We start from the raw sequence: 20,981 nt of genomic DNA, 5'->3' as shown, positions 1-20,981 counted from the left end.
CCGCTTCCATACAAACAGATTACTCGTCCCATTTTGGGTTTTGGCGCAGGTTTTCATTCAACAACAATTCTTCCGAAGGGATAGGCGCTAGGTAATCCCTATCCTCTCTAAACTTACCGCCATCCACAAAAGGATCTATATTTCCGAAATCACTATTTCGGTTACCTGTCAACGGATCGCGCAACGTGCGTTGTCTGATATTCACCATCGAAGTCACCGATGAAGGAGCGCCAGAAGTACTTCCCGTATGCACAAACACATCCGCTAGTCCATCTCCCGTAAAATCATAAGCCCCCACTCCCGGAAAATAAACGCCAACAATAGGCTGCATCACCTTTTGACCTTCTTTCCAGCGCATCAGATCGTCCCAACGGAACCCTTCATTAAATAATTCAGCCCTACGTTCCCTTCTGATTTCCAAGATTACCCCCTGCATGCCATGGTCATTTTTCACGTTCGGGTACATCGCCATCAAGTAGGGGTCTGGATTTGCGTTCGCCTGCGCCATATCCAGGTTAGGCATCCCTGCCCGCGCTCTCAATCTATTGATCGAAATATTCAGATCTGCCTGCGTTAAGGTCCCTAACTCCGCCTTCGCTTCCGCCAATACCAGCAATGCTTCCGCATAGCGGAATAAGATAATATCAAAATAAGCGCCCGATGTCGTCCACTGTGCGCGGTCAGGAAGCGCTTTGATCAAGCGATAGCCCGTAGTTGTTATGGAGAGATTTACCGGTTCATTTTTAGTCTCGCCGTTCACCCTAAATTCAGGTCCCGCCGTGGTTTGAGTCAATCGTGGATCCCGGTTTTGCATCTCTTCAAAAAAGCCCATGGTCTTGTAATTGGGCCTATCCGTAAATCGTGAACCATCGCGCATAAGGTAACTGTTTATCAAATCTTTTGGCACCCCATACGATCCCTGTGTCGCCGAAGTAAATGAATTGCCTAGCGAGTGTACCTTCAGTCCCAATTCATAATCTACCGCCAATAGGGTCTCCGTATTATTCTGATTATTGCGTGCGAATAGATTTCTATACGCCCCTTCGGCTCCACCCTCTGTATATAAAGAATACGCATTGGTCGTGATCAATGCCTGCGCCGCATCTGCAGCCAATATCAGGTATTGATCAGCTCCCTCGAGGCCATGATACTTGCGAAAAGTTCCCTCAAACAGCGCCACACGGGCTTTCAACAACATGGCCGTATAGCGTGTGATCAGGTTTACTTGCTTTTCAGCGGGTATATTAGCTATGGCAAAGTCCAGATCAGCCATCACCGAGTCCATCACCAAGGCCCTCGAATCCCGAGCTTTATACAGTTCCGGATCCTTTGCATCCAGTACACCACTATACCAAGGCACATCGCCAAAAGTCTTTACCTTATCGTAATAGAAATACGCTCTGAAGAAACGGGCTATACCGCCGTATTTAGCTTTAGCGGCCTCATCTTTCACCTTATGATAGTTCCCTAAGAAATAATTTATCTTACGCAGGCCAGACCAGTTCCAGCCCCCCGACCGCCGACCTACCGGAACCACCCTCGAACCCCTTACTCTTGGCGCTGGATTCAGCGGCATCAGGTTGTCCGAAGCAGCATCTTCTGTATATACCGATGTCCAGTCGTCCCCTTCGTAGTCCTTAGAAAACGCTTTGTAAAAATCATTCGTTGCGACCTCCAGATCTTTAGCCGTATTAAAAAAATAAGGAGCCTCCACCTGATCTTCCGATGGTCTATCCAAGAAACCATCATCACATGAAGCCGACATTCCCCCTAAAACAATTCCGAATATTATTAATCTTAATTTCATGACTTTTCTCCTATTATAAACCCAACATTACACCAAAAGAATAGGTTTTTCCCATTGGATACACCCGTTGATCCCCCCTATCCGTAGCATCCTTAGGTGCAGAATAACTTACACCTGCACCCGCCTGCTCTGGATCGATGTACTTGGTCAATTTGCCAAAGCTCCAGGTAAACATATTTTCTCCACTAAAAAATACGCGTAGACGATCCACTTTAGCTTTACGCGTCCATTCTTGTGGCAGGGTATAGCCTACTGTCAAGTTTTTGACACGGAGAAAGCCTAAATTTGTCAGGTAATAATCGTTAAGCTCGTATAGGGAGCGTCTTGCCTGTAGCGAAGAATATCCTCTATAGATCTGTGGATACGTATTTTCCGGTTTATCCGGCGTCCATGCATTGTCGACCAAGTCCTTACGGATAAAGGACAGATAAGGTCTTTGGTAAGTTCCCCAGTACAGCTCCCCTGTCGGATACCAATCCTGACGTCCTACACCCGACAAGGCTGTAGACACATCAAATCCCTTCCATCGAGCATTGAGGTTCAAGCCGAATAAGTACTGCGGCATAGCGTTACCGATCTTTTCCAGATCCCCGTGATTGGCTAGCGTATTATCGCCCTTATTTATCTTCCCGTCTCCATTCAGATCCAAGTACTTAATATCTCCACCCCGGAGGTGATTCCATTCGCTATTCTGCATAATGTTCAACACATCATCATAGACCTGTCCAAGATTTGTGGACGGGTTATCAAACGAATTTTGGTAAGCAAAAGCCTCCTCATCCGATTGGAATTGACCATCGATACGGTATCCCCATATTTCCCCCAGGCGCTGTCCCTCGTAGTAGGAGCTCAGCAATCCCTTTGGGTTATTATATTTCGTAATCGTACCTTTAAAATTAGAGACATTCGCCGTCACATTAAACTGCAAAGGAGCACCCGCTACATCAAACTTATCGCGGTACGATACCGCAACCTCCCAGCCATCATTACGCAATGCTGCATAATTTTCACGCGGTTCACTGGCTCCAAATACACCTGGCAGTGGTTCTCCAGGTAGATACATACCTTCTACATTCTTGCGGTACCAGTCCGCATTGACAAATAACCGGTTGTTCATCAGACCGATATCGGCCCCTAGGTTCAAACTTTTTGTACGCTCCCAGGTCACCACACTCGGCAGTGGTGCAGGCATCTGTGCACCCGTCAGGGGCAAGCCACTGTTCAACCAGGAGATCCGTCTCACCGCCATCAGCTCTTTAAAAGTATTTACCGATACGGTCTGGTTGCCCAATGCCCCATACGACCCCCTCAGCTTGAGCGAAGACACATAGGGCTTTATCTCCTGCCAAAAGTTTTCTCTATCCACTTGCCATCCCAGAGAAAGCGACGGAAAGAATCCCCATCTGCTATCCGCCGGAAAGCGGGATGACCCATCATAGCGCGCATTGACCTCCATGAGGTATTTCCCATCGTAATCGTAGTTAAAACGACCAAAAAATCCCCGCACAGCCCAGTTTGTCGCACTCCCCGTCATTGCATTCATCACGGTAGACAGCGATAGGTTGGATAGATCCTCCAACAGCAGATCATCTCCTTTTACACCAATAAAATCCTGATCATACTCCTCCTGGTTAAAGCCCAGCAACAGTTTAAAATTATGTCTATCCGCTACCGAGGTATTATACGTCCCGAAAAAGTTCAAGGCATTATACTTATCTTTTGTACGCTGTTCTTCCAGACGGTTCAGTCCCACGGTCAGTGGATTCAAACGATTTCCGGACAGATAGGTAAAAGGATTCAGACGCAAGGCCAGACTTTTATTCTCGATACGGTTGCTGTAGTCAAAGTTAAACTCCAGTCCTTTCAGCGGACGAGCCACCACGCGAAACGTATTGGTAAATTCCTCCGTGCCGATATCGCGCCAGCTCTTACCCGAATACAGACCGGCATTGCCGCCCTGGCCACCCGATCCCGTACCGATATCCGTAGGTATACCATCTACAAAATTCGGGTAAAAAGGCATCAGGTTGTACCAGGTCGTCGTACTCCACAACCCACCAAAACCGTTCGAGAAGCCACCATAGTCTTTATCCCTCTCGTTTATAAACTGCACATTATTGGATACCTCCAACCAATCATAAGGTGTAAACACGATGTTAGCCTTCATATTATTACGGCCTATACCTGCATCTTTATTGATGTTGTTGATACTTTGTCGATCATACACCCTTCCCGATAGATAACCTTTCAACTTGTCACTACCGCCCGATATCGAAATGTTGTGAAAATTAGAAGCCTGATATTTACGGAACAAATAGTCCCACCAATCCGTCTGGTAGAAAAACTTGTTCGTACCATCCGGCTGCAATTCGTGAAAAGGCGCAATTTCACCTCTGGACACCATCTTTATCGCCTCCCAATCCATCTCATTATAGCGGGTATAGCTACTTCCGTTGTATCCATATATCGCTGCATCTACCGTCTTTCCATATACATAAGGATCGGTGATGTAATCCGTACGTGCCGCTGGCGTAGTCCAGGCAAAATTGTTCGAATAATTAATTTCCATTTTACCCGACTTGCCCGACTTAGTCGTTATCAAGATTACTCCAAAAGCACCCCGTGCACCATATATCGCCGAAGAAGCCGCATCTTTAAGTACGGTGACCGCTTCAATATCATTCGGATTGACCCGTGTGATATTTCCCTCTATCCCGTCGATCAGCACCAGCGGGTTTCCTCCGTTTATGGAGTTAAACCCCCTCACGTTGATATCCGGTGTAGCACCGGGGTCGCCATTATTGATCTGAATATTCAGGCCCGGCATCAAGCCCTGTAGTGTAGCGGCAATATTAGCATCAGGACGTAAAGCGATATCCTCGGCATTGATCTGCGCTACAGCTCCCGTCAGGTTAGCCTTCTTTTGCGTACCGTAGCCTACGACGACCACCTCGTCCAGATCACTGATAGACTCCAGCATCCGTATCAGCAGTTCTGCGCCCACTTTATAGGACACAGTCTTATCTTCATAGCCCAGTGCCGTGATCAGCAATTGTCCATCGGCCTGCACCACCGGCATTGTAAACGAGCCATCCGCTTTGGTCGCTGTAGCAATATTACTTTGCTGTATACGTACCGAAGCCCCCGCCAGGGGTTGCCCTCCACTATTCAGCACTTTCCCTTGGATGTGCTGTTGTTGCCCTTCGATCTCCTTACTTTCCAGCTCCGAAGCCTTTTTTATCAGTACAGTCTTGTTCTGCACCACATAGAATAATCCCCGCGGTGTCAGACAAGCATCCAACACCTTTTTCAGATCCATATTTTTTACATCCAGATCGATTTTATCCACCTCTTTGAGTTGACTGCTGTTATAAAAAAAATCGAGGTTGGTCTGCTCTTGGATCTTTATCAGCACATCGGCGAGCTCCGCCCGCTTCACCGACAAACTTACTTTTTGCGCATAGGTATTTCCATTTGCCTGCATGAAAAAGCCGATTAGCAAAAATGAATATAACTTCATCATTAGTAAACACGTTATCAATCGGCGGTGAGCTCCTCCGATTGCGGTAATATTTTTATACATTTGATAGGTATTTGGTAAAATATTATTAATTCAAAACTGATGCTATTTCCAGGTACTACCGAAGAGGGGGTGTTGTCGCATCTCCTCTTCTCCTGATATGATTTCCGTCCTTATTTCATTACGATCACCCTCCCTTCTTGAATATCAAAACGTAAATCAGATACCTGTTCTATACTCGCCAAGACATCACTCAGCTTCTTGGAGCGCTTAAGGCTCCCTGTAAATCTATCGGTAGAGCCCGCTTTAAATTCGACCCCTTCTATGGCATACCACTTGGCCAGATCGGCCATAATAAGGCGTATCGGCACATCTCTAAATCGAAAATAGCCATCCCGCCATGCTAAAATGCTCCCCATATCCACATTATCTTCCACCTGTATTTTAGCGGTAGCTCCTGCCCGTGCCTGTTGCCCCGGCTTTATACGCACCTGCCCATTTCCTGCTTCCACCTGTACCGAACCCGACACCAGCGTCGTTGCCGTCAGACCATCTTCTTTATATGCCGACATATTAAACTGTGTTCCTAATACAGTGACCGCTGTATTTTTCGCATGAACCACAAAGGGAATAGCCTTATCATGAGCGACCTCAAAAAAAGCTTCCCCGGACAATGTCAACTCACGCTGTCTTTTACCAAATGAAGCATAAATTTCCACCTGCGAATCCGAATTGAGGTTCACTACCGAAGCATCAGGCAACTTCAACCTTAAGGTCTGTCCCTTAGGCGCTGCAAACCGATGTTTTTCGTCGGCCTTAAAAAAATCACCCGCACGATCCTGCTTTAGCTCAATCGTTCCGTCTTTAGCGCGCAACAGGGCAAGCCCTTTATAATGCAGCGTATCCTTGCCCACATCCGCCAGTGATAGCTGCTTTCCATCCGCCAATGTGATCATAGCGTCCTCTTCCGGCAATTCGATATCTTTGGATAGCTCCATCGAGGGGGCTTCGGTCAAATTTTCCACCGCAAGATCTCCTGGCCACAACCGATAAGCGACCATACCCACTAGTCCAGCTAATAAGAGCACCGCAGCAATCTTACCCCATTGCTTCCATCTTGCATACAGCGGTAGTACAAGCGCAGGTTCTTTATCGTCCATTTCTGCTTCAATGTTCTGATAGACTTTATCCCGTTCGAAAGCCGTATTTTCCACCAATTCAATAGATTCATCCACCAAATTTGAGAACTCAGATTTTTCCACAGCAGCCATCATTGCATCAAACTCTTCCTCTTCCGAAGCGTCCAGCGTACCTTTCAGGTATTTATTAAAAAGAAGTCGTAATCTATTTTTGTCCAATTTTCTTATCCTTGATTATAGGTAGTACACCCAAGTCGAGTGATAGGACTAGTCGAAAGTGTATTTTCTTTTAAAAGCTATACGCCATTAGCCAAAAGCCATAAGCCATTAGCCATACGCCATTAGCCATACGCCATAAGCTATTATCAAGAAGTTATAATCCGCTTGGGGCAGCGTCTTTTTTAGATTCTTGAGCGCTTGGGTGATATGATTTTTGACCGTATTTGGCGAGATCCCCATCTCTACCGCTATCTGCTGATGGGTGTAGCCTTCCATTCGGCTCAATTTTAAAGCCCTTTTTTGCTGTTCGGGTAAGTTTTCTATGGAATATTCCAATTGGCTTTCCAGTTCGCGTACGTTTAAGCGCTGTTCCACATCGTTGATCAGCACATCATCCAGCTGAACCAGATATTTTCTTGCTACACGGGCGTGCCGCAATTGATTAAAGCAAAGTCGCTTCGCTACCACATAGATCAGTGGCCATATCTCTTGATCCTCCCGAATCTCGCTACGGGCAGCCCATATTTTAACAAAACAATCCTGCACCATCTCTTCGGCCAGTCCAGAATCTTTCAAGAGTTTAGATCCCAAATCAAATACAAAAGGGGCATATGTATCATATAGCGACCTAAAGGCTTCCCTGTCACCATTTTTGATTTGTACCAATATCTCCTTTGTGCTTGTTACCATGATCTCCAGCAGTTACCGCAGACAATTTAGATTCAGGATAAAGGTATACACATTTATCTAAAAATCCAATCTGCGCCAAAGATACCACTCCAATGTTAGCCCAATGTTAAGGAATAAATTACCGCTCTACATTTACGCCAACGGGGTAGAAAGAAATGCATTCTTTTCTTGAATTCCATTACCGGAGAACAAATTAGCCCCATTTGGTTCAACTGCGGATTTTATCGAGCAAAAAAAAGCAGGCGTCGATGTACTACCGGCGCCTGCAAGTTCCGACAAAACCGGAACTTTCTCTAATATTAAGCTTAGTTCTATCTTTTTAATGTGCAACCTTATACAATTATTAAGCCATTTTTTATCGAGCTATTTTTTTACTAATTCAGGCAGCCCCCAAACCATTTACTTTCAACGGATAATAAAAAAAACAACGCCCACCTTTTACCAAGGTGGGCGTTTTCATATTCGTATCCATTAAACTATTAATAGCCTGGATTTTGCTTGAGGGCCGGTTCTACGCGGAGGCTATTCTCATGGAATGGCCACAGGTAGTTATTATCCTTAAAGGATCGGTCTTCCACCTTCAGCGTCTCCACCTTGCCATCTACCAATCTACTGTGTCCCATTGCCGGTTGGTTCATCACCTGTTCTGCTATTTTCCATCTCAGGATATCATCATAGCGCAAGCCTTCACCCGCAAATTCCGTACGGCGCTCGTTCCGTATCAGATCGATCCACTGCTGTTGCGACTTGGCAGTCAGTGTCACATCCGCCACACTCATGTCCAATCCTGCTCTACGCCGTACATCATTGATACATTTTTTAGCGAGGTCATCCACATCATTCATCATGATCTTAGCTTCCGCATAGGTCAGCAATACCTCCGCATAGCGCAAGAAACCAACATCCATATTACCGGATGATTTGGCCGCATCGGCTTGGTCTACCCATTTCTTGAACCAAAATCCCGACTTACCCGCTCTAGCCTTCTCGTGGTATACCGATGTACTTGGATCATAGATATCCAGTTTTTCACCGTTGAATGTATCCCCGTGCATAAATATACTTTCCGCCAGTCTCGGGTCTCGGTTCAGTTTAGGATTCAGTTCGTATTCCTCTTTTGTATGCAATGGACAAGCATCGATCGGCCTTCCCTGTTTTGTCCAGTAAGCATCTACCAATGCCTTAAGAGGCACTAGATAAGATTGTCCATGCCCCGTTTTCGACTGCGGCGCCATGACATTGAATGTAATACTTCCTCCCGATCTACTGTCGCGATCAAAGCGCATCACAAATTCCTTATTCGTCTTATCGGCTTTATAGTTAAACATATCACCGTATTTTCCATGTAGCTCATATAGCCCTCCATCCATCACCTCTTTGGCGAGTCTAGCAGCCAATTCATAGCGTCCATTGATCAATGCATAGCGCATAATCAGCGCTTTAAACGAATATTGATTAAAAAGGTAGGCGTTTGTCGTATATATTTCTTTAGGCAATCTATTGGCAATCTCCTCCGCAAGCGGAAACAATATTTCCAATATCTCTTCTTTTGTCTTCGTCGGCTGCAGAGCCGAGCCGAGGTCGGCTGGTTCCAGGTGGAACGGGACATCTCCCCAGCGGCTCGTGAGCTTAAAATAGTGCCAGCAACGCAATGCCTCAAATATAGATTTATACCTACTGCGCAACGCTTCATCTTCCATATACGGCACATCCATACTCGCGATAAAGGTATTGAGACGGCCCAAGTGCTTCATATGCAATTGATAGTAGAACAAGAACGGTTCGGTATTCGAGTTGATATTACCATTAGCTACCTGCTGATGCCTATCGCCCGATATACGGCTATACGCATTGTCCGACTTTCCATCTTCCATATAGAACAAGATGTGTCTATAAGTGCCGTGCGAAAACGGATCCATATAACTACTGTAGAGTACCCTTAGCACATCGGCCTCGGTATTAAAAAATTCCACAAAATCAGTCGCAGTAGGGTCGGTCTTGTCCAGGAACTTCTCACAACCTGTGAGCGACAATGTAGCCGATGCCAGTATAATATAGAATAGATTCGATTTTTTCATCTTTCTCAATCTTTAACTTTTAAAATATAGAAGTAGATACACCAATGGTATACGTCGCCATACGCGGATAGTTACCACCGCCACCATTTCTTTCAGGCTCTAGGCCTTCCCATTTCGTAAAGGTAATGGCATCCTGTGCATTGACATATACCCTCGTATTGTGGAATGCCTTTCCAATTTTCTTGACCGTATAGCCCAGTTGCAGCACCTTGATACGAAAGTAAGCCGCATTACCGATCCACACATCACTCAGGTACGCATTCGTACTTGTCCCGGTCCATACCCTTGGGAATCTACTGTTTTGGTTTTCAGGTGTCCAGCGATTATCCGCATAATACTGTCTAGGAGCACCTAATGCGTTTGTATTACCGTCCACCAATACCGGATAGCCCTCTTGATCGCTTATTCTCGCCGTACGTTTACCTACGCCTTGTCCCACCATACTAAAGTCAAAGCCCTTATATTTCAGACTCATATTGACATTGTAGTTATAGCGCGGCGATGGGTCTCCAAGATAGACGCGGTCCGCATCATTGATGATACCGTCGCCATTCTGATCCACATACTTAATATCTCCAGGCAGTGTATTTGCCATTTTAGCTGCCGTATTCGCTACATCGTCGGCGTCCCTAAAAAAACCATTAGTCTGGAATCCATAATAGTTGTCTATAGCGATTCCTTTGTACCATATTTTGTCTGTATTATCTGTAAAGACCAAGGTGTCGCTATCCTTATATCCTGCTTTCAATACCTCGTTGTTATTATCGAAGAACGCACCACCGATACTGTAAGTTACATTTCCGATTTTATCGCTCCAGTTTGCAGATAGTTCTACCCCCTTGTTGCGCACCTCCCCGATATTCACTGCAGTCGTCAATGAGTGCGATCCCGTAAGTGGAGGTACCGGAAATTTGGAATAGATCAGATCATAAGAGAATTTATCATACAGCTCAGCGGTTAATGTCAACCGATCTTTCAACGTAGTCACATCTACCCCCACATTCCATTGCTTTTGCTTTTCCCAGGAGAAATCAGGATTTGGCACCCGCATCGTCCATCCATAATTATTCACCACTTCCTCCCAAAGGTAAGGGTCTACATTCTCGTTACCGATCAGCCCGTATGATCCTCTCAGTTTCAGATTAGACAATACCTTAGCATCCTTCAGTCCTTGCATAAAGTTCTCGTTGTGGATATTCCATGCTACCGCTGCCGAAGGGAAAAATCCCCATTTATGCCCTGGTGCAAACTTACTACTACCATCTGCACGGCCAGTAGCCTCTAGGATATAACGATTATCGAATGCATAGTTCAGCTTTCCAAAAAACGAAGCCTTCGATATCTGCTTATAGCTGGTATAAGTCAGATCCATCACCTCGGTACCTGCCGTAAAGTAGATTTTATCTTTTCCGCCACGCAGGGAGTTGGTATAATTGAGTAGTGCACGAGCCGTCAATTGGCTTTCACTCACCCCCTGAGAGGCATCCACTTTGTTCGACACGATCTGTATCGGTTTACCGTTTTCGTCAAGGTATCTAAAAGATTTTACTTCTTCCTTATTGGCCGATTTACTGACCATATACGAGACATTTCCTTCAATATTCAGTTTATCGGTTATATTATAGCGCGGGCGTAGATTTATTACACTTTTGTCGTGCATATAGTTCTTGATTCCCCCTCGGTTGATACGCGCTACCGGATTCAGGTCATTGTGCAATATATAATGCTCTGGCAGCCCACTATCGTAGTATACCTGTTGGGTTGGATTCATGCGCCAAGCGACTTTATAGAGACCGTTACCATCGTCATTCTGCAAGAGACGGTCATTTTGGAGGCGTTGCGCGTAAAAATCCGCCAATAGCACAAATTTGTTTGCGATATTGACATTCGTGTTGAAGCGTGCCGTAAATTTCTGTGATCCTTCGATCGCATTGAGGCCTGTTTCGCGCAGGTGCCCCATCATCAGGTTGAAGGTCCCCACACCACCACCGCCCGATACATTGGCGGATTGGTTATGGGCCATAGACGTACGCTGCATGACTTCCTTCAACCAGTCTACCGACTTTATGTCACCGGACTGTGCCCTAGCGATATCAGCATCCGAGTAGGACAGCGACTGTCCCTGGTATCCGCTAGCCTCATTATTGAGGCGCATATAGTTTTCTGCATTTACAAATTGAGGCAGATCTATGGCTTTATTAAATCCAGACCAAGCATTCAGATTGACTTTAAACTTACCTGTAGTCCCTCTTTCCGTCTCAATAATAATAACCCCATTGGCCCCTCTCGATCCATACATGGAGGCCGAAGCCGCATCCTTCAATACGGTCAGACTCTTTATCTGATTGGGATCTAGGTCCGATATATCCATTTCCATTCCGTCTACGATGACTAGAGGCTCCGCATTCTGCAGCGTACTGACACCACGGATATTGATACTACCAAAGGTACTTCCCGGCAGCGAGTTGCCCTGCATCATAGTCACCCCAGGTATAGTTCCGCTAAATGCCTGTTGCATTTTCATAATGGGCCTGGACTTGGTCTGCTCCATATCCAACTGACCTACCGACGAGGCCACGTGCTGCCTATCCACCTTATTATAGCCCATCACTACGACTTCATCGAGCCCTAGCTGCGCTTCCTCCAGGATGACATTGACCGTTTTCGAAAAGTCCCTAATCACGATTTCCTGCGTTTCATAGCCCACCGCAGAGATGATCAGCGTTACAGCCGACGAATTCGACTTTAGGTCAAAGTTTCCCCCCGCATCTGTCTCCGTCCCCACGTTTGACCCTTTGATCAAAATAGAAGCATTAGCTACGGGTCGGTTCAGGTTATCTTTGACCCGTCCTGTCAGCCCTGCACCCGTCTGTGCCAGCGACCAGGTCGTAAAGCAAAGTAGGTTAAAAAAAAGTAAAATTGCTTTCATTTAGTTTTTAAATTGTTTTTAATATTTAGGAATTCTTGTGCATAGTTAACCAACTTTATTAAAAAAAACAACAAACAAAAACCATAAGCTTTAAAATCTAAATGAAAAAAAAGCAGCAAAATAGCATAAAAAGCAGTTTAAATCCCTTACAAAGCATTTCGCTGCCTATGTTAAGAAATTATTAATTATGAAAGGTATCGTAACAAAAAAAAGAAAAAAAAGGCCATGACTTTCGATTTCGAAATAAAAAAAAACTTCTTTTAATACGATTCGTTAGTTTATTATCAGCCTGTTATCATAAATTTTTTAGGTGGTACACTATTTTGTAGCCTATCTATCGGGAGTTTCTTTTGACACGATCGAGCTTAGCTGTCCAATCGCTCAAACACCGAGTTCTGCGATTTAAACTCCGGCACGATCTCTTTGATAAGCCGTACCAGTTCCATCTTATGCTCTTCCGGATCTGCCGTCTTTACGAGATTGCACAACAGCTCGATCTTCAGCCTTTTAAGCTCCAGATCATCGGTATTGACCTTGGCTATCATAATCTTCTCGTGATGGGTCTTTTCGGTAGTTTCTCCATTTGCCAGGAGCTCTTCAAATATTTTTTCACCCGGGCGCAGCCCTACCACCTTGATATCGATATCCTCGGGGTGGCTGTAGCCTTTTAGGCGGATCATCTGCTTGGCCAGATCCATGATTTTTACCGGCTGGCCCATATCAAACACGAAGACCTCCCCTCCTGCGCCCATCACCCCCGCTTCCTGCACCAGCTGACAAGCCTCAGGAATAGTCATAAAGTAACGCGTAATATCCGGATGCGTAATAGTCAGCGGCCCCCCTTTGAGCATCTGCTTTTCAAACAATGGGATTACCGAGCCATTCGATCCCAGCACATTACCAAAGCGTGTCACGATATAATTGGTTTTAGAATCTTTATTTATGCAGGACACGATTATCTCAGCCACCCGCTTCGTTGCTCCCATGACATTCGTCGGATTTACCGCCTTATCTGTCGAGACCATCACAAATTTCTCCACGCCATACCGATCGGCCAGCAGGGCCACGTTGCATGATCCCCAAACGTTTGTCATTACCGCCTCATAAGGGTTTTCCTCCATCAGCGGGACATGCTTGTACGCTGCCGCGTGGAATACATACTGCGGACTATACTTCTCAAAAACACGGCGCATGAAAGCCTCATTACGGATATTCCCCACAATAAATACGAAGCGATCGCTTCCCTTATAACGCTGCAGTTCTTGCTGTACCTCATATAGCGCAGATTCCGCCTGGTCCAGCACAATCAATTTTGAACAGCCAGTACGTCCGATCTGCCTTACCAGCTCAGCCCCGATAGATCCAGCCCCTCCAGTTATCAAGACCACCTTATCGCACATTTCCTGCTGTATTTCCGGGTTATCCAGATCGATGGCCTTACGCCCCAACAAATCCTCTATGCGCAAGCTACGGATCTGCCGGGTAGCCACCTCACCGGCCATCAGACGCGCACTATCCGGTATTATCTTGACAATCAAAGGAATAGGCTCTGCCAATTTTACGACCCGCTGTAGGCGTTCCGGCACATTACGGTCTGTCGCGATGATCAGTTCATGCGCATTTCCATATTGCTGTACAAACTCCTTATTCAATTTAGAGACATCATGGATCTTAAATCCCTGCAACCGTTTGCCGATACGCGTTGGGTTATCGTCCATTATCGCTACGATACGGTATTTGTTCCGAGAGGTCGACTGGATAAAATTAAACGTTGTATTCCCCATATTGCCCGCCCCGAACAAGATCACCGGGATACGGTTGTCCTTACGGTTCCATAACAGTTCGTGGTATAGCGCCCGATAGAGCACCCGTGCAAACGACATACTAAAACCAGTGATAAACGCATGAAAGAGCAATTGCGTATCCGAAAAAGGCAGTATATACCGCATAAAAGGAAGAAACTCAATTTTCCAATGAATCAGATGCGTTACCACTTCGACCAGCGCTAATGCTGTAAATACCGTGATCGACACCTGTTGCAGGTCACGGATCCCCGTACGGCGTATCACCGAACGATAGGTCTGAAAACCCAGAAAGCACAGCAAGTAGATCATTCCCACGACAGCCAGCTGCCCCAGCATACGATCCAGCAGATTCACCAGATTATGCGTCGTTATTCCATTACGCTCTTTAAAGATCAACACATAACTCAGGACAAATGCTCCAGCCATTAACAGCAGGTCGATCAATAGGATCACCCAGCGCGGCTTGTTCATCCGCAGTCCTTCTCTCCAAATATCTATCATGTAGTATACAACAAACTAAGTTTCACCCAGTCCACTCCCACAGGAGTGCTGGTTACAGATATCTCCTTGATTAATTTTCAGTTATTCTGGATTAACACCATTTAACTAAACAAAAAAGATACCAAAAAACAGAAAACAAAATATAATTAAGTCCGAATAGTACGCAAGATATAAAAAACATTCAATCCGATTTGTATTATTTATCGTAACTTATCCATTATCCAATTAGATTCCATGGCGTATTAACAAAACCTATAGCCTCCTTTTTTGTTAATTTAATACCTTAAACAACACAGATATGCAACACACATTTTTCAAAACGATCCAAAACTCGGTAAAACACTGGTACATCCCCTTGATCATCGGGGTACTATTGATCCTATTGGGTTTTTACACCATCAGCACGCCCCTAGCTTCTTTTCTGGCGTTAACATTTCTTTTTTCCTGGTCCTTTATTATTTCCGGGGTACTTGAGATTATTTTCGCTGTACAAAACAAGCGGGAGATCGAAGGCTGGGGCTGGTACCTTACCGGAGGTATCCTGTACACGCTCTTCGGCATACTGCTTTTCAGCAATCCGCTGTTATCCGCTGCCACGTTGAGCTTTATTGTCGGCTTTTACGTGATGTTCCGATCGATACAGCTTATGTCCTTCTCTTTCGATCTGAAAAATTACGGCAGCAAGAATTGGGGCTGGATGACTGCCTGGGCCGTATTGGGACTGATTTTCAGCTTTATCCTGCTCTGGAACCCGGCCTTTGCAGGGCTTTCCTTGGTCATATGGACAGGACTCGCCATCACGGCGGTCGGATTCTCGGCCTGCTTATTAGCCTTCCAGCTGAAAAACCTAAAGAACAAATATTCCAACATGTCGGCAGCGTGGAAAGAAAAGTACCAAAGTCTAAAAGATGAGTTCCACAGACAGCATAAAGGAGGAGCCTAACGTTAAAAAACGGTAAAATTTCAGCACGGCGAGCGGGAGAACAAACCAAAATCCTTAGCTTGCCGTTTGATTTGTTAGACTATTTATTTAAAAAAAATAAAACTATGAAGTGTCCCAATTGCAACGAAACATTACTCATGACCGAGCGTCATCAGGTCGAGATCGATTACTGCCCGAGCTGCCGAGGCATCTGGCTGGACAAAGGCGAGCTCGACAAACTTATGGATTATGCCGCAGCACAGAGCCAAGCGCCAGCAGCAGCCGCACCACGCTATGAAGAGCGTCCGCGCGACAGCCACTACGACCGCTCCGATCGGCACCAGCACCGCGATCATCGCGACAGCAGAGACCATAAGGATAGCCGAGACTACAACCAGCAGTACCCTCGAAAAAAGAAATCCTTTCTTTCCGATTTCTTTGATTTTGATTAACAGGCGCAGCCGTTTCAAGATCTCACCCATGCCCCTTCGCAAGTAGCCGGGCGACAGCCCCCCTAGCGCTCTACGACGCCAATAAACAGTTCCATTTATACCTCCCTTACTTTGGCGTCGTAGAGCCCTTATTCCCCTATCCCGCTACACATAGTATATTAAGATACCAAATTCGTTTATTTAGTTTACTTTTTTACTAATATAAAATATTTTAGTATACTTGTATTCTAAATAAGGCTACTTATGCATTATAATATGATTAATAATATTATTGACCTCGTAAAAGATTTCGAATCTGCCAACGCAGAGTCCTCTTACGACGCTACGATACAGGGCTTTAAAAAATGGGTTTACGAAGACTATGCCTTATCTACCGGAACGACGGCCAGTGCCGATACCGATGATCTGGCAAAAGACAGGATAGAACTGTTGGTCTTAATAAAAAAGATAGCGGGTATTTATTCACGGGTCACCGTTTCAGACTCCGATTTTTCGAGTCAAAATGACTTTTTATACCTTTTACATATTAATTTATCCGGCAAGACTACCAAGACGGCGCTGATCAATACGTTGGGCCACGACAAGCCCGTCGGCATGTTGACGATCAACCGGCTTATCGCCAAGAACTGGGTGGCACAAGAGAATTCGGCTGCCGATAGGCGGAGCAAATTGATTTTCCTGACCGCAGCGGGTAGCAGCGTGCTGGATCAACACCTCGAAAAGATGCGCAAGCTGTCCAATATTATAGGCGGCGATCTTTCCGTTACCGAGCTTTCCGAGCTTACCCGGCTGCTGAACAAGCTCAACGATTTCCATATCCATTTAAATCAAAAATAGACAAAAGAACAATTTATAAACTAAAAACACATTTCAACAATGAAAACTATAATAAGTACATTTACATTACTGGTGGTATGCGCGTTAGCCTACGGCCAGTCAAAAAGCCACCAACTATCCAGCCATATACTCAACATAACTACGGGACAGCCTGCGGCCGATGTGGTCATTAAACTGGAAAAATTAAACGATAAAAATCAATGGGAGCCTGTCAGCGTCAAAAAGACCGACGCCAATGGCCGGGTCGGCGATTTCCTACCTTATGATGAGGCGAAAGACAACAAAGGGACGTACAAACTTATTTTTGAGACCTATCCCTACTTCACAAAACATGGCGGTGATAGTTTTTATCCCTTTGTAGCGGTTGTCTTTGCGATCAAAGACCAGGCGCATTACCATGTCCCAATTACGATCAGCCCTTATGGCTACGCCACCTACAAAGGCAACTAGACTGGATTATGAAGAAGAAAATAGCAATCATAGGTTCTGGGTTTTCCGGGCTGTCTGCAGCGGCATATGCCGCTCAGGCAGGCCATGAAGTCCATGTCTTCGAGCGGCATGACCAGCCGGGCGGGCGGGCGCGGCAGTTCCGTACGGACGAAGGATTTGTATTCGACATGGGCCCCAGTTGGTACTGGATGCCCGACATCATGGAGCGTTTTTTTAGTGATTTCGGCTACCAGGCTTCCGATTTTTTCGAGCTGGTACCCTTAGATCCACAGTTCGAAATGGTATTCCAGGATACGCCGCTGGCAGTGCCATCCCATATAGCCGAACTACGATCGCTGTTCGAACAGCTGGAACCGGGGGCTGGCGCCCAGTTTGAAAAATTCATGCAGTCTGCCCAGTTCAAGTACGAAGTAGGCATGCAAGACTTCGTCAACAAACCATCCCACAGCTGGCTGGAGTTTATATCGCCCAAGATTGCCAAAAGCGCCTTAAAGTTGGATCTACTCACCGATTTCAGGACCTATGTGGCCCGGTATTTCAAAAATCCCAAGCTCCGTACGCTGATGGAGTTTCCGGTAATATTCCTGGGTGCATCCCCCAAAAACATCCCGGCCCTTTACAGCCTGATGAACTATGGCGGCTATGGCCTCGGCACCCATTATCCCATGGGCGGCTTCTACCAGTTGGTATTAGCCATGCAAAAGGTAGCAGAGGCACAGGGTGCCCGTTTTCACTTTGGCCATACCGTCCAAAAGATAAATACCAGTAGCGACCGGGTGAGCTCTTTGACGATAAATGGCACAATACGTCGCTTCGATGCCGTTATTGCCTCATCCGACTACCACCATACGGAGACCCTGCTCGAGGATAGTCAAAAAAACTATACCGAGGCCTATTGGCAGCAGCGCACCTTCGCGCCATCCAGTCTGATCTACTACCTGGGCATCCATACAGCGATACCCCAGCTCAAGCATCATACCCTATTTTTTGAGCATGATCTCGATGCGCACATCGACAATATCTATGGCGCGCAAAAATGGCCGGAAAACCCGTTATTTTACGTCTGCTGTCCTTCAAGGACCGACCCATCGGTAGCACCCTCCGGTGCCGAGAACCTGTTTTTACTGATGCCCCTGGCCATCGGTATACAGGACGGGGAGTCGCTTCGCGAGCAGTACCTGGACAAGATGCTGGCCCGTATCGAGCGGCACGCGGGACTGACCGATCTACGTTCACAGATTGTCTACCAGCGTAGCTATTGCGTAAGCGACTTTATAGCCGACTACAGCGCCTACGGGGGCAATGCCTATGGCCTGGCCAATACGCTAAGCCAGACCGCCGTGTTAAAGCCCAAAATCCGCAACAAACAGCTCAAGAACCTTTTTTATACCGGCCAGCTCACGGTACCTGGCCCCGGTGTACCACCGTCCATCATATCCGGCAAGATAGTAGCCCATGAAGTCCATAAACTTAAAACCCAGGTATTATGAGATATCCATGTAGCAACTTGACGAGTACGATGCATACGAAGCCCCCTGCACAGCATTTGCAGCAGGGTATATCCGGATATTCCACAGGCCCATTAAAAAACAAACCAACCCGCTATGAAACAGCTATTTGACGATCTTTCGTACGCAGTAAGCAAGATCACCACGCAGAAATACAGCACCAGTTTTTCCCTGGGTATCTTAGCCCTCAAGCCCTCTATCCGCAGCGCCATTTACGCCATCTACGGCTACGTACGCCTGGCCGACGAGATTGTAGACAGTTTTCATGGCTACGACAAAGCGCGCCTGCTCAGCAGGCTGAAGGTAGAGACGGCAGTAGCCCTTGAAGAGGGCATATCGCTCAATCCCATCTTACAGTCCTTTCAGGAGACCGTACGCCGCTACCAGATCGACCATACCCTGATCGATCAGTTCCTGCACAGTATGGAGATGGACCTACAGCAGCTGGACTACAGCCCATCGCTGTACCAAGAGTACATCTTTGGATCGGCGGAGGTGGTCGGGCTGATGTGCCTTCAGGTGTTTACCAAGGGCGATACAGCGCAGTACCAGGAGCTCAGGCCCTATGCGATGAAGCTGGGATCGGCCTTCCAAAAAATAAATTTCCTACGTGACCTCAAAGAGGACTACCACATCCTGGGGCGCACCTATTTCCCCAATATCGATATGGCCGTATTTGACAATACGGTCAAGTGCCAGATCGAGCAAGAGATCGAAGCCGAGTTTCGCGAGGCCCTGGTCGGCATCAAGCGGCTACCGCACTGCGCTATGTTTGGGGTATACCTGGCCTACAAATACTACCTATCGCTGTTCCGTAAGATCAAGAAAAAGTCTTCGCAGGACATCCTGCACAGCCGGGTACGCATTCCGGATACACAAAAAGCATTCGTAGCCTTAAAAAGTTATTTACGTTACAAAACTGCCTATTTATAGCCATGAACATACTCATCACCCTTGCCACCTTTACGCTTATGGAAGGCGCCACCTGGCTGATCCACAAATACGTCATGCACGGCTTCCTATGGTTTTTGCACCGCGACCATCACGACCACAGTACCGAGGGCCCTTTAGAGAAAAACGACTATTTCTTTGTCATTTTTGCCCTACCTACGATAGCCCTGCTGTATGTAGGCACGATGGATGGCATCAGCTACCTTTTCTACATCGGCCTGGGCATCATGCTTTACGGCATGGCCTATTTCTTCGTGCACGATATTTTTATCCATCAGCGTCTCCAATATTTCACACGCACGCGCAACCCCTACTTTTTAGCCCTTCGACGTGCACACAAGCAGCACCACCGACACACCGGCAAATACCACGGCGAGTGCTTCGGCTTCCTGTACGTGCCCATCAAATATTTCAAGATGTATTTTAAAAACAGTCCCCGATGATGCATTATACCTACGCCCTCGTCTTATTTTTTACCGTTATCATCTGCTTTGTAGCCTCTTTTGATAAGCGTATTCCGTTCCATTTACACTTTGCTGCGTTCCTCAAGGCTTCGGCTCTTGTTGCCCTTCCGTTTATTGCCTGGGACATCTGGTTTACCGCTCAGGGGGTATGGTGGTTTGACAGCTCCTATACCCTGGGATTCCGCCTCGCGGGGCTCCCCATCGAAGAATGGCTCTTTTTCATTTTTATCCCGTTCTCCTGCATATTTACCTACTACTGCGTAGACAAGTATTACCAGCTGGCCTGGCTCCAGGGCTTCAACAATCTTATCGTATTTGTGAGCGTCATCATCTGCGCCGTCGTCGCTTTAGTATACCAGGATCGCATGTATACCCATCTGACAGCGGTGGTGACTATTTTAACGCTGGTCTACCTGCATTTCATTAAGCGGGCAGACTGGATCGGCAAAGCATCGTTCGTATTCAGCTGCCTTATGCTGGGCTTTTTCCCGGTCAACGGTGTGCTCACGGGCACAGGCCTTCCTTCGCCTATCGTAAATTACAACCCCGAGGAGTTTCTCGGTATCCGCATACTCAGTATACCGATCGAAGACGCCGTATACGGCTATAGCCAGTTCTTGCTGGTACTGTATTTCTTCAAAAGATTCAAAAAGTCCGACGTATAGTGCGGATCACCCTTTATTCCACAATAAAAAAAACAAAAACATTA

The 20,981-nt window shown here is 46.4% G+C and carries 15 protein-coding genes; 8 read left to right on the top strand and 7 right to left on the bottom strand.

Going from position 1 to position 20,981, the window contains the following annotated elements:
- Positions 1–19 precede the first annotated feature (19 nt).
- The 7 genes from G7B20_RS12625 to G7B20_RS12595 form a co-directional block, all read right to left on the bottom strand.
- On the bottom strand, positions 20–1,807 hold the full coding sequence (locus tag G7B20_RS12625; RefSeq protein WP_164111768.1) for a RagB/SusD family nutrient uptake outer membrane protein: 1,788 nt from the start codon (positions 1,805–1,807) through the stop codon (positions 20–22).
- 13 nt (positions 1,808–1,820) lie between these two features.
- Positions 1,821–5,330 (bottom strand): TonB-dependent receptor, encoded by a 3,510-nt coding sequence (locus G7B20_RS12620; RefSeq protein WP_240452898.1) that lies wholly within the window; start codon positions 5,328–5,330, stop codon positions 1,821–1,823.
- Between the two features lie 170 nt (positions 5,331–5,500).
- On the bottom strand, positions 5,501–6,685 hold the full coding sequence (locus tag G7B20_RS12615; RefSeq protein WP_164111767.1) for a FecR domain-containing protein: 1,185 nt from the start codon (positions 6,683–6,685) through the stop codon (positions 5,501–5,503).
- 108 nt (positions 6,686–6,793) lie between these two features.
- Positions 6,794–7,375: an RNA polymerase sigma factor gene (locus G7B20_RS12610; protein ID WP_164111766.1), complete on the bottom strand. Its 582-nt coding sequence runs from the start codon at positions 7,373–7,375 to the stop codon at positions 6,794–6,796.
- Between the two features lie 479 nt (positions 7,376–7,854).
- Positions 7,855–9,453 (bottom strand): RagB/SusD family nutrient uptake outer membrane protein, encoded by a 1,599-nt coding sequence (locus G7B20_RS12605; RefSeq protein ID WP_164111765.1) that lies wholly within the window; start codon positions 9,451–9,453, stop codon positions 7,855–7,857.
- A gap of 19 nt (positions 9,454–9,472) precedes the next feature.
- Positions 9,473–12,382: a SusC/RagA family TonB-linked outer membrane protein gene (locus tag G7B20_RS12600; RefSeq protein WP_164111764.1), complete on the bottom strand. Its 2,910-nt coding sequence runs from the start codon at positions 12,380–12,382 to the stop codon at positions 9,473–9,475.
- A 365-nt stretch (positions 12,383–12,747) separates the two neighbouring features.
- Positions 12,748–14,688, bottom strand: a complete 1,941-nt coding sequence (locus tag G7B20_RS12595) for a polysaccharide biosynthesis protein (protein WP_164111763.1) — start codon at positions 14,686–14,688, stop codon at positions 12,748–12,750.
- Positions 14,689–14,986: 298 nt separating this feature from the next.
- Here G7B20_RS12595 and G7B20_RS12590 point away from each other — a divergent pair, with 298 nt between their 5' ends.
- The 8 genes from G7B20_RS12590 to G7B20_RS12555 all read left to right on the top strand — a co-directional run bounded on the left by G7B20_RS12590 (position 14,987) and on the right by G7B20_RS12555 (position 20,937).
- Entirely contained in the window at positions 14,987–15,631 is a 645-nt protein-coding gene (locus G7B20_RS12590) for an HdeD family acid-resistance protein (RefSeq protein WP_164111762.1), read from the top strand.
- Between the two features lie 104 nt (positions 15,632–15,735).
- Positions 15,736–16,062: a zf-TFIIB domain-containing protein gene (locus G7B20_RS12585; RefSeq protein ID WP_164111761.1), complete on the top strand. Its 327-nt coding sequence runs from the start codon at positions 15,736–15,738 to the stop codon at positions 16,060–16,062.
- A gap of 243 nt (positions 16,063–16,305) precedes the next feature.
- On the top strand, positions 16,306–16,899 hold the full coding sequence (locus tag G7B20_RS12580; RefSeq protein WP_164111760.1) for a MarR family winged helix-turn-helix transcriptional regulator: 594 nt from the start codon (positions 16,306–16,308) through the stop codon (positions 16,897–16,899).
- A gap of 39 nt (positions 16,900–16,938) precedes the next feature.
- On the top strand, positions 16,939–17,349 hold the full coding sequence (gene uraH, locus G7B20_RS12575; RefSeq protein WP_164111759.1) for a hydroxyisourate hydrolase: 411 nt from the start codon (positions 16,939–16,941) through the stop codon (positions 17,347–17,349).
- A gap of 8 nt (positions 17,350–17,357) precedes the next feature.
- Positions 17,358–18,839: a phytoene desaturase family protein gene (locus G7B20_RS12570; RefSeq protein WP_164111758.1), complete on the top strand. Its 1,482-nt coding sequence runs from the start codon at positions 17,358–17,360 to the stop codon at positions 18,837–18,839.
- A gap of 114 nt (positions 18,840–18,953) precedes the next feature.
- Entirely contained in the window at positions 18,954–19,790 is an 837-nt protein-coding gene (locus G7B20_RS12565; RefSeq protein WP_164111757.1) for a phytoene/squalene synthase family protein, read from the top strand.
- A gap of 2 nt (positions 19,791–19,792) precedes the next feature.
- Complete coding sequence (locus G7B20_RS12560; RefSeq protein WP_164111756.1) at positions 19,793–20,251, top strand: sterol desaturase family protein; 459 nt, start codon at positions 19,793–19,795, stop codon at positions 20,249–20,251.
- On the top strand, positions 20,248–20,937 hold the full coding sequence (locus tag G7B20_RS12555) for a lycopene cyclase domain-containing protein (RefSeq protein ID WP_164111755.1): 690 nt from the start codon (positions 20,248–20,250) through the stop codon (positions 20,935–20,937). Before G7B20_RS12560 ends, G7B20_RS12555 begins: the two co-directional genes overlap by 4 nt.
- Positions 20,938–20,981: the final 44 nt, after the last annotated feature.

Source organism: Sphingobacterium sp. xlx-96 (assembly GCF_011007365.1).
Taxonomy (GTDB): domain Bacteria; phylum Bacteroidota; class Bacteroidia; order Sphingobacteriales; family Sphingobacteriaceae; genus Sphingobacterium; species Sphingobacterium luzhongxinii.
Note: the sequence above shows the minus strand (reverse complement) of the source record. Positions and strands in the feature narration are given on the sequence as shown.

What these genes read in the sequence shown, in the direction of transcription:
- G7B20_RS12595 (WP_164111763.1), bottom strand. Translation starts at nt 14,688, where the DNA reads ATGATAGATATTTGGAGAGAAGGACTGCGGATGAACAAGCCGCGCTGG.
- G7B20_RS12605 (WP_164111765.1), bottom strand. Translation starts at nt 9,453, where the DNA reads ATGAAAAAATCGAATCTATTCTATATTATACTGGCATCGGCTACATTG.
- G7B20_RS12565 (WP_164111757.1), top strand. Translation starts at nt 18,954, where the DNA reads ATGAAACAGCTATTTGACGATCTTTCGTACGCAGTAAGCAAGATCACC.
- G7B20_RS12555 (WP_164111755.1), top strand. Translation starts at nt 20,248, where the DNA reads ATGATGCATTATACCTACGCCCTCGTCTTATTTTTTACCGTTATCATC.
- G7B20_RS12580 (WP_164111760.1), top strand. Translation starts at nt 16,306, where the DNA reads ATGCATTATAATATGATTAATAATATTATTGACCTCGTAAAAGATTTC.
- uraH (WP_164111759.1), top strand. Translation starts at nt 16,939, where the DNA reads ATGAAAACTATAATAAGTACATTTACATTACTGGTGGTATGCGCGTTA.
- G7B20_RS12610 (WP_164111766.1), bottom strand. Translation starts at nt 7,375, where the DNA reads ATGGTAACAAGCACAAAGGAGATATTGGTACAAATCAAAAATGGTGAC.
- G7B20_RS12600 (WP_164111764.1), bottom strand. Translation starts at nt 12,382, where the DNA reads ATGAAAGCAATTTTACTTTTTTTTAACCTACTTTGCTTTACGACCTGG.
- G7B20_RS12620 (WP_240452898.1), bottom strand. Translation starts at nt 5,330, where the DNA reads ATGATGAAGTTATATTCATTTTTGCTAATCGGCTTTTTCATGCAGGCA.
- G7B20_RS12625 (WP_164111768.1), bottom strand. Translation starts at nt 1,807, where the DNA reads ATGAAATTAAGATTAATAATATTCGGAATTGTTTTAGGGGGAATGTCG.
- G7B20_RS12560 (WP_164111756.1), top strand. Translation starts at nt 19,793, where the DNA reads ATGAACATACTCATCACCCTTGCCACCTTTACGCTTATGGAAGGCGCC.
- G7B20_RS12590 (WP_164111762.1), top strand. Translation starts at nt 14,987, where the DNA reads ATGCAACACACATTTTTCAAAACGATCCAAAACTCGGTAAAACACTGG.
- G7B20_RS12585 (WP_164111761.1), top strand. Translation starts at nt 15,736, where the DNA reads ATGAAGTGTCCCAATTGCAACGAAACATTACTCATGACCGAGCGTCAT.
- G7B20_RS12570 (WP_164111758.1), top strand. Translation starts at nt 17,358, where the DNA reads ATGAAGAAGAAAATAGCAATCATAGGTTCTGGGTTTTCCGGGCTGTCT.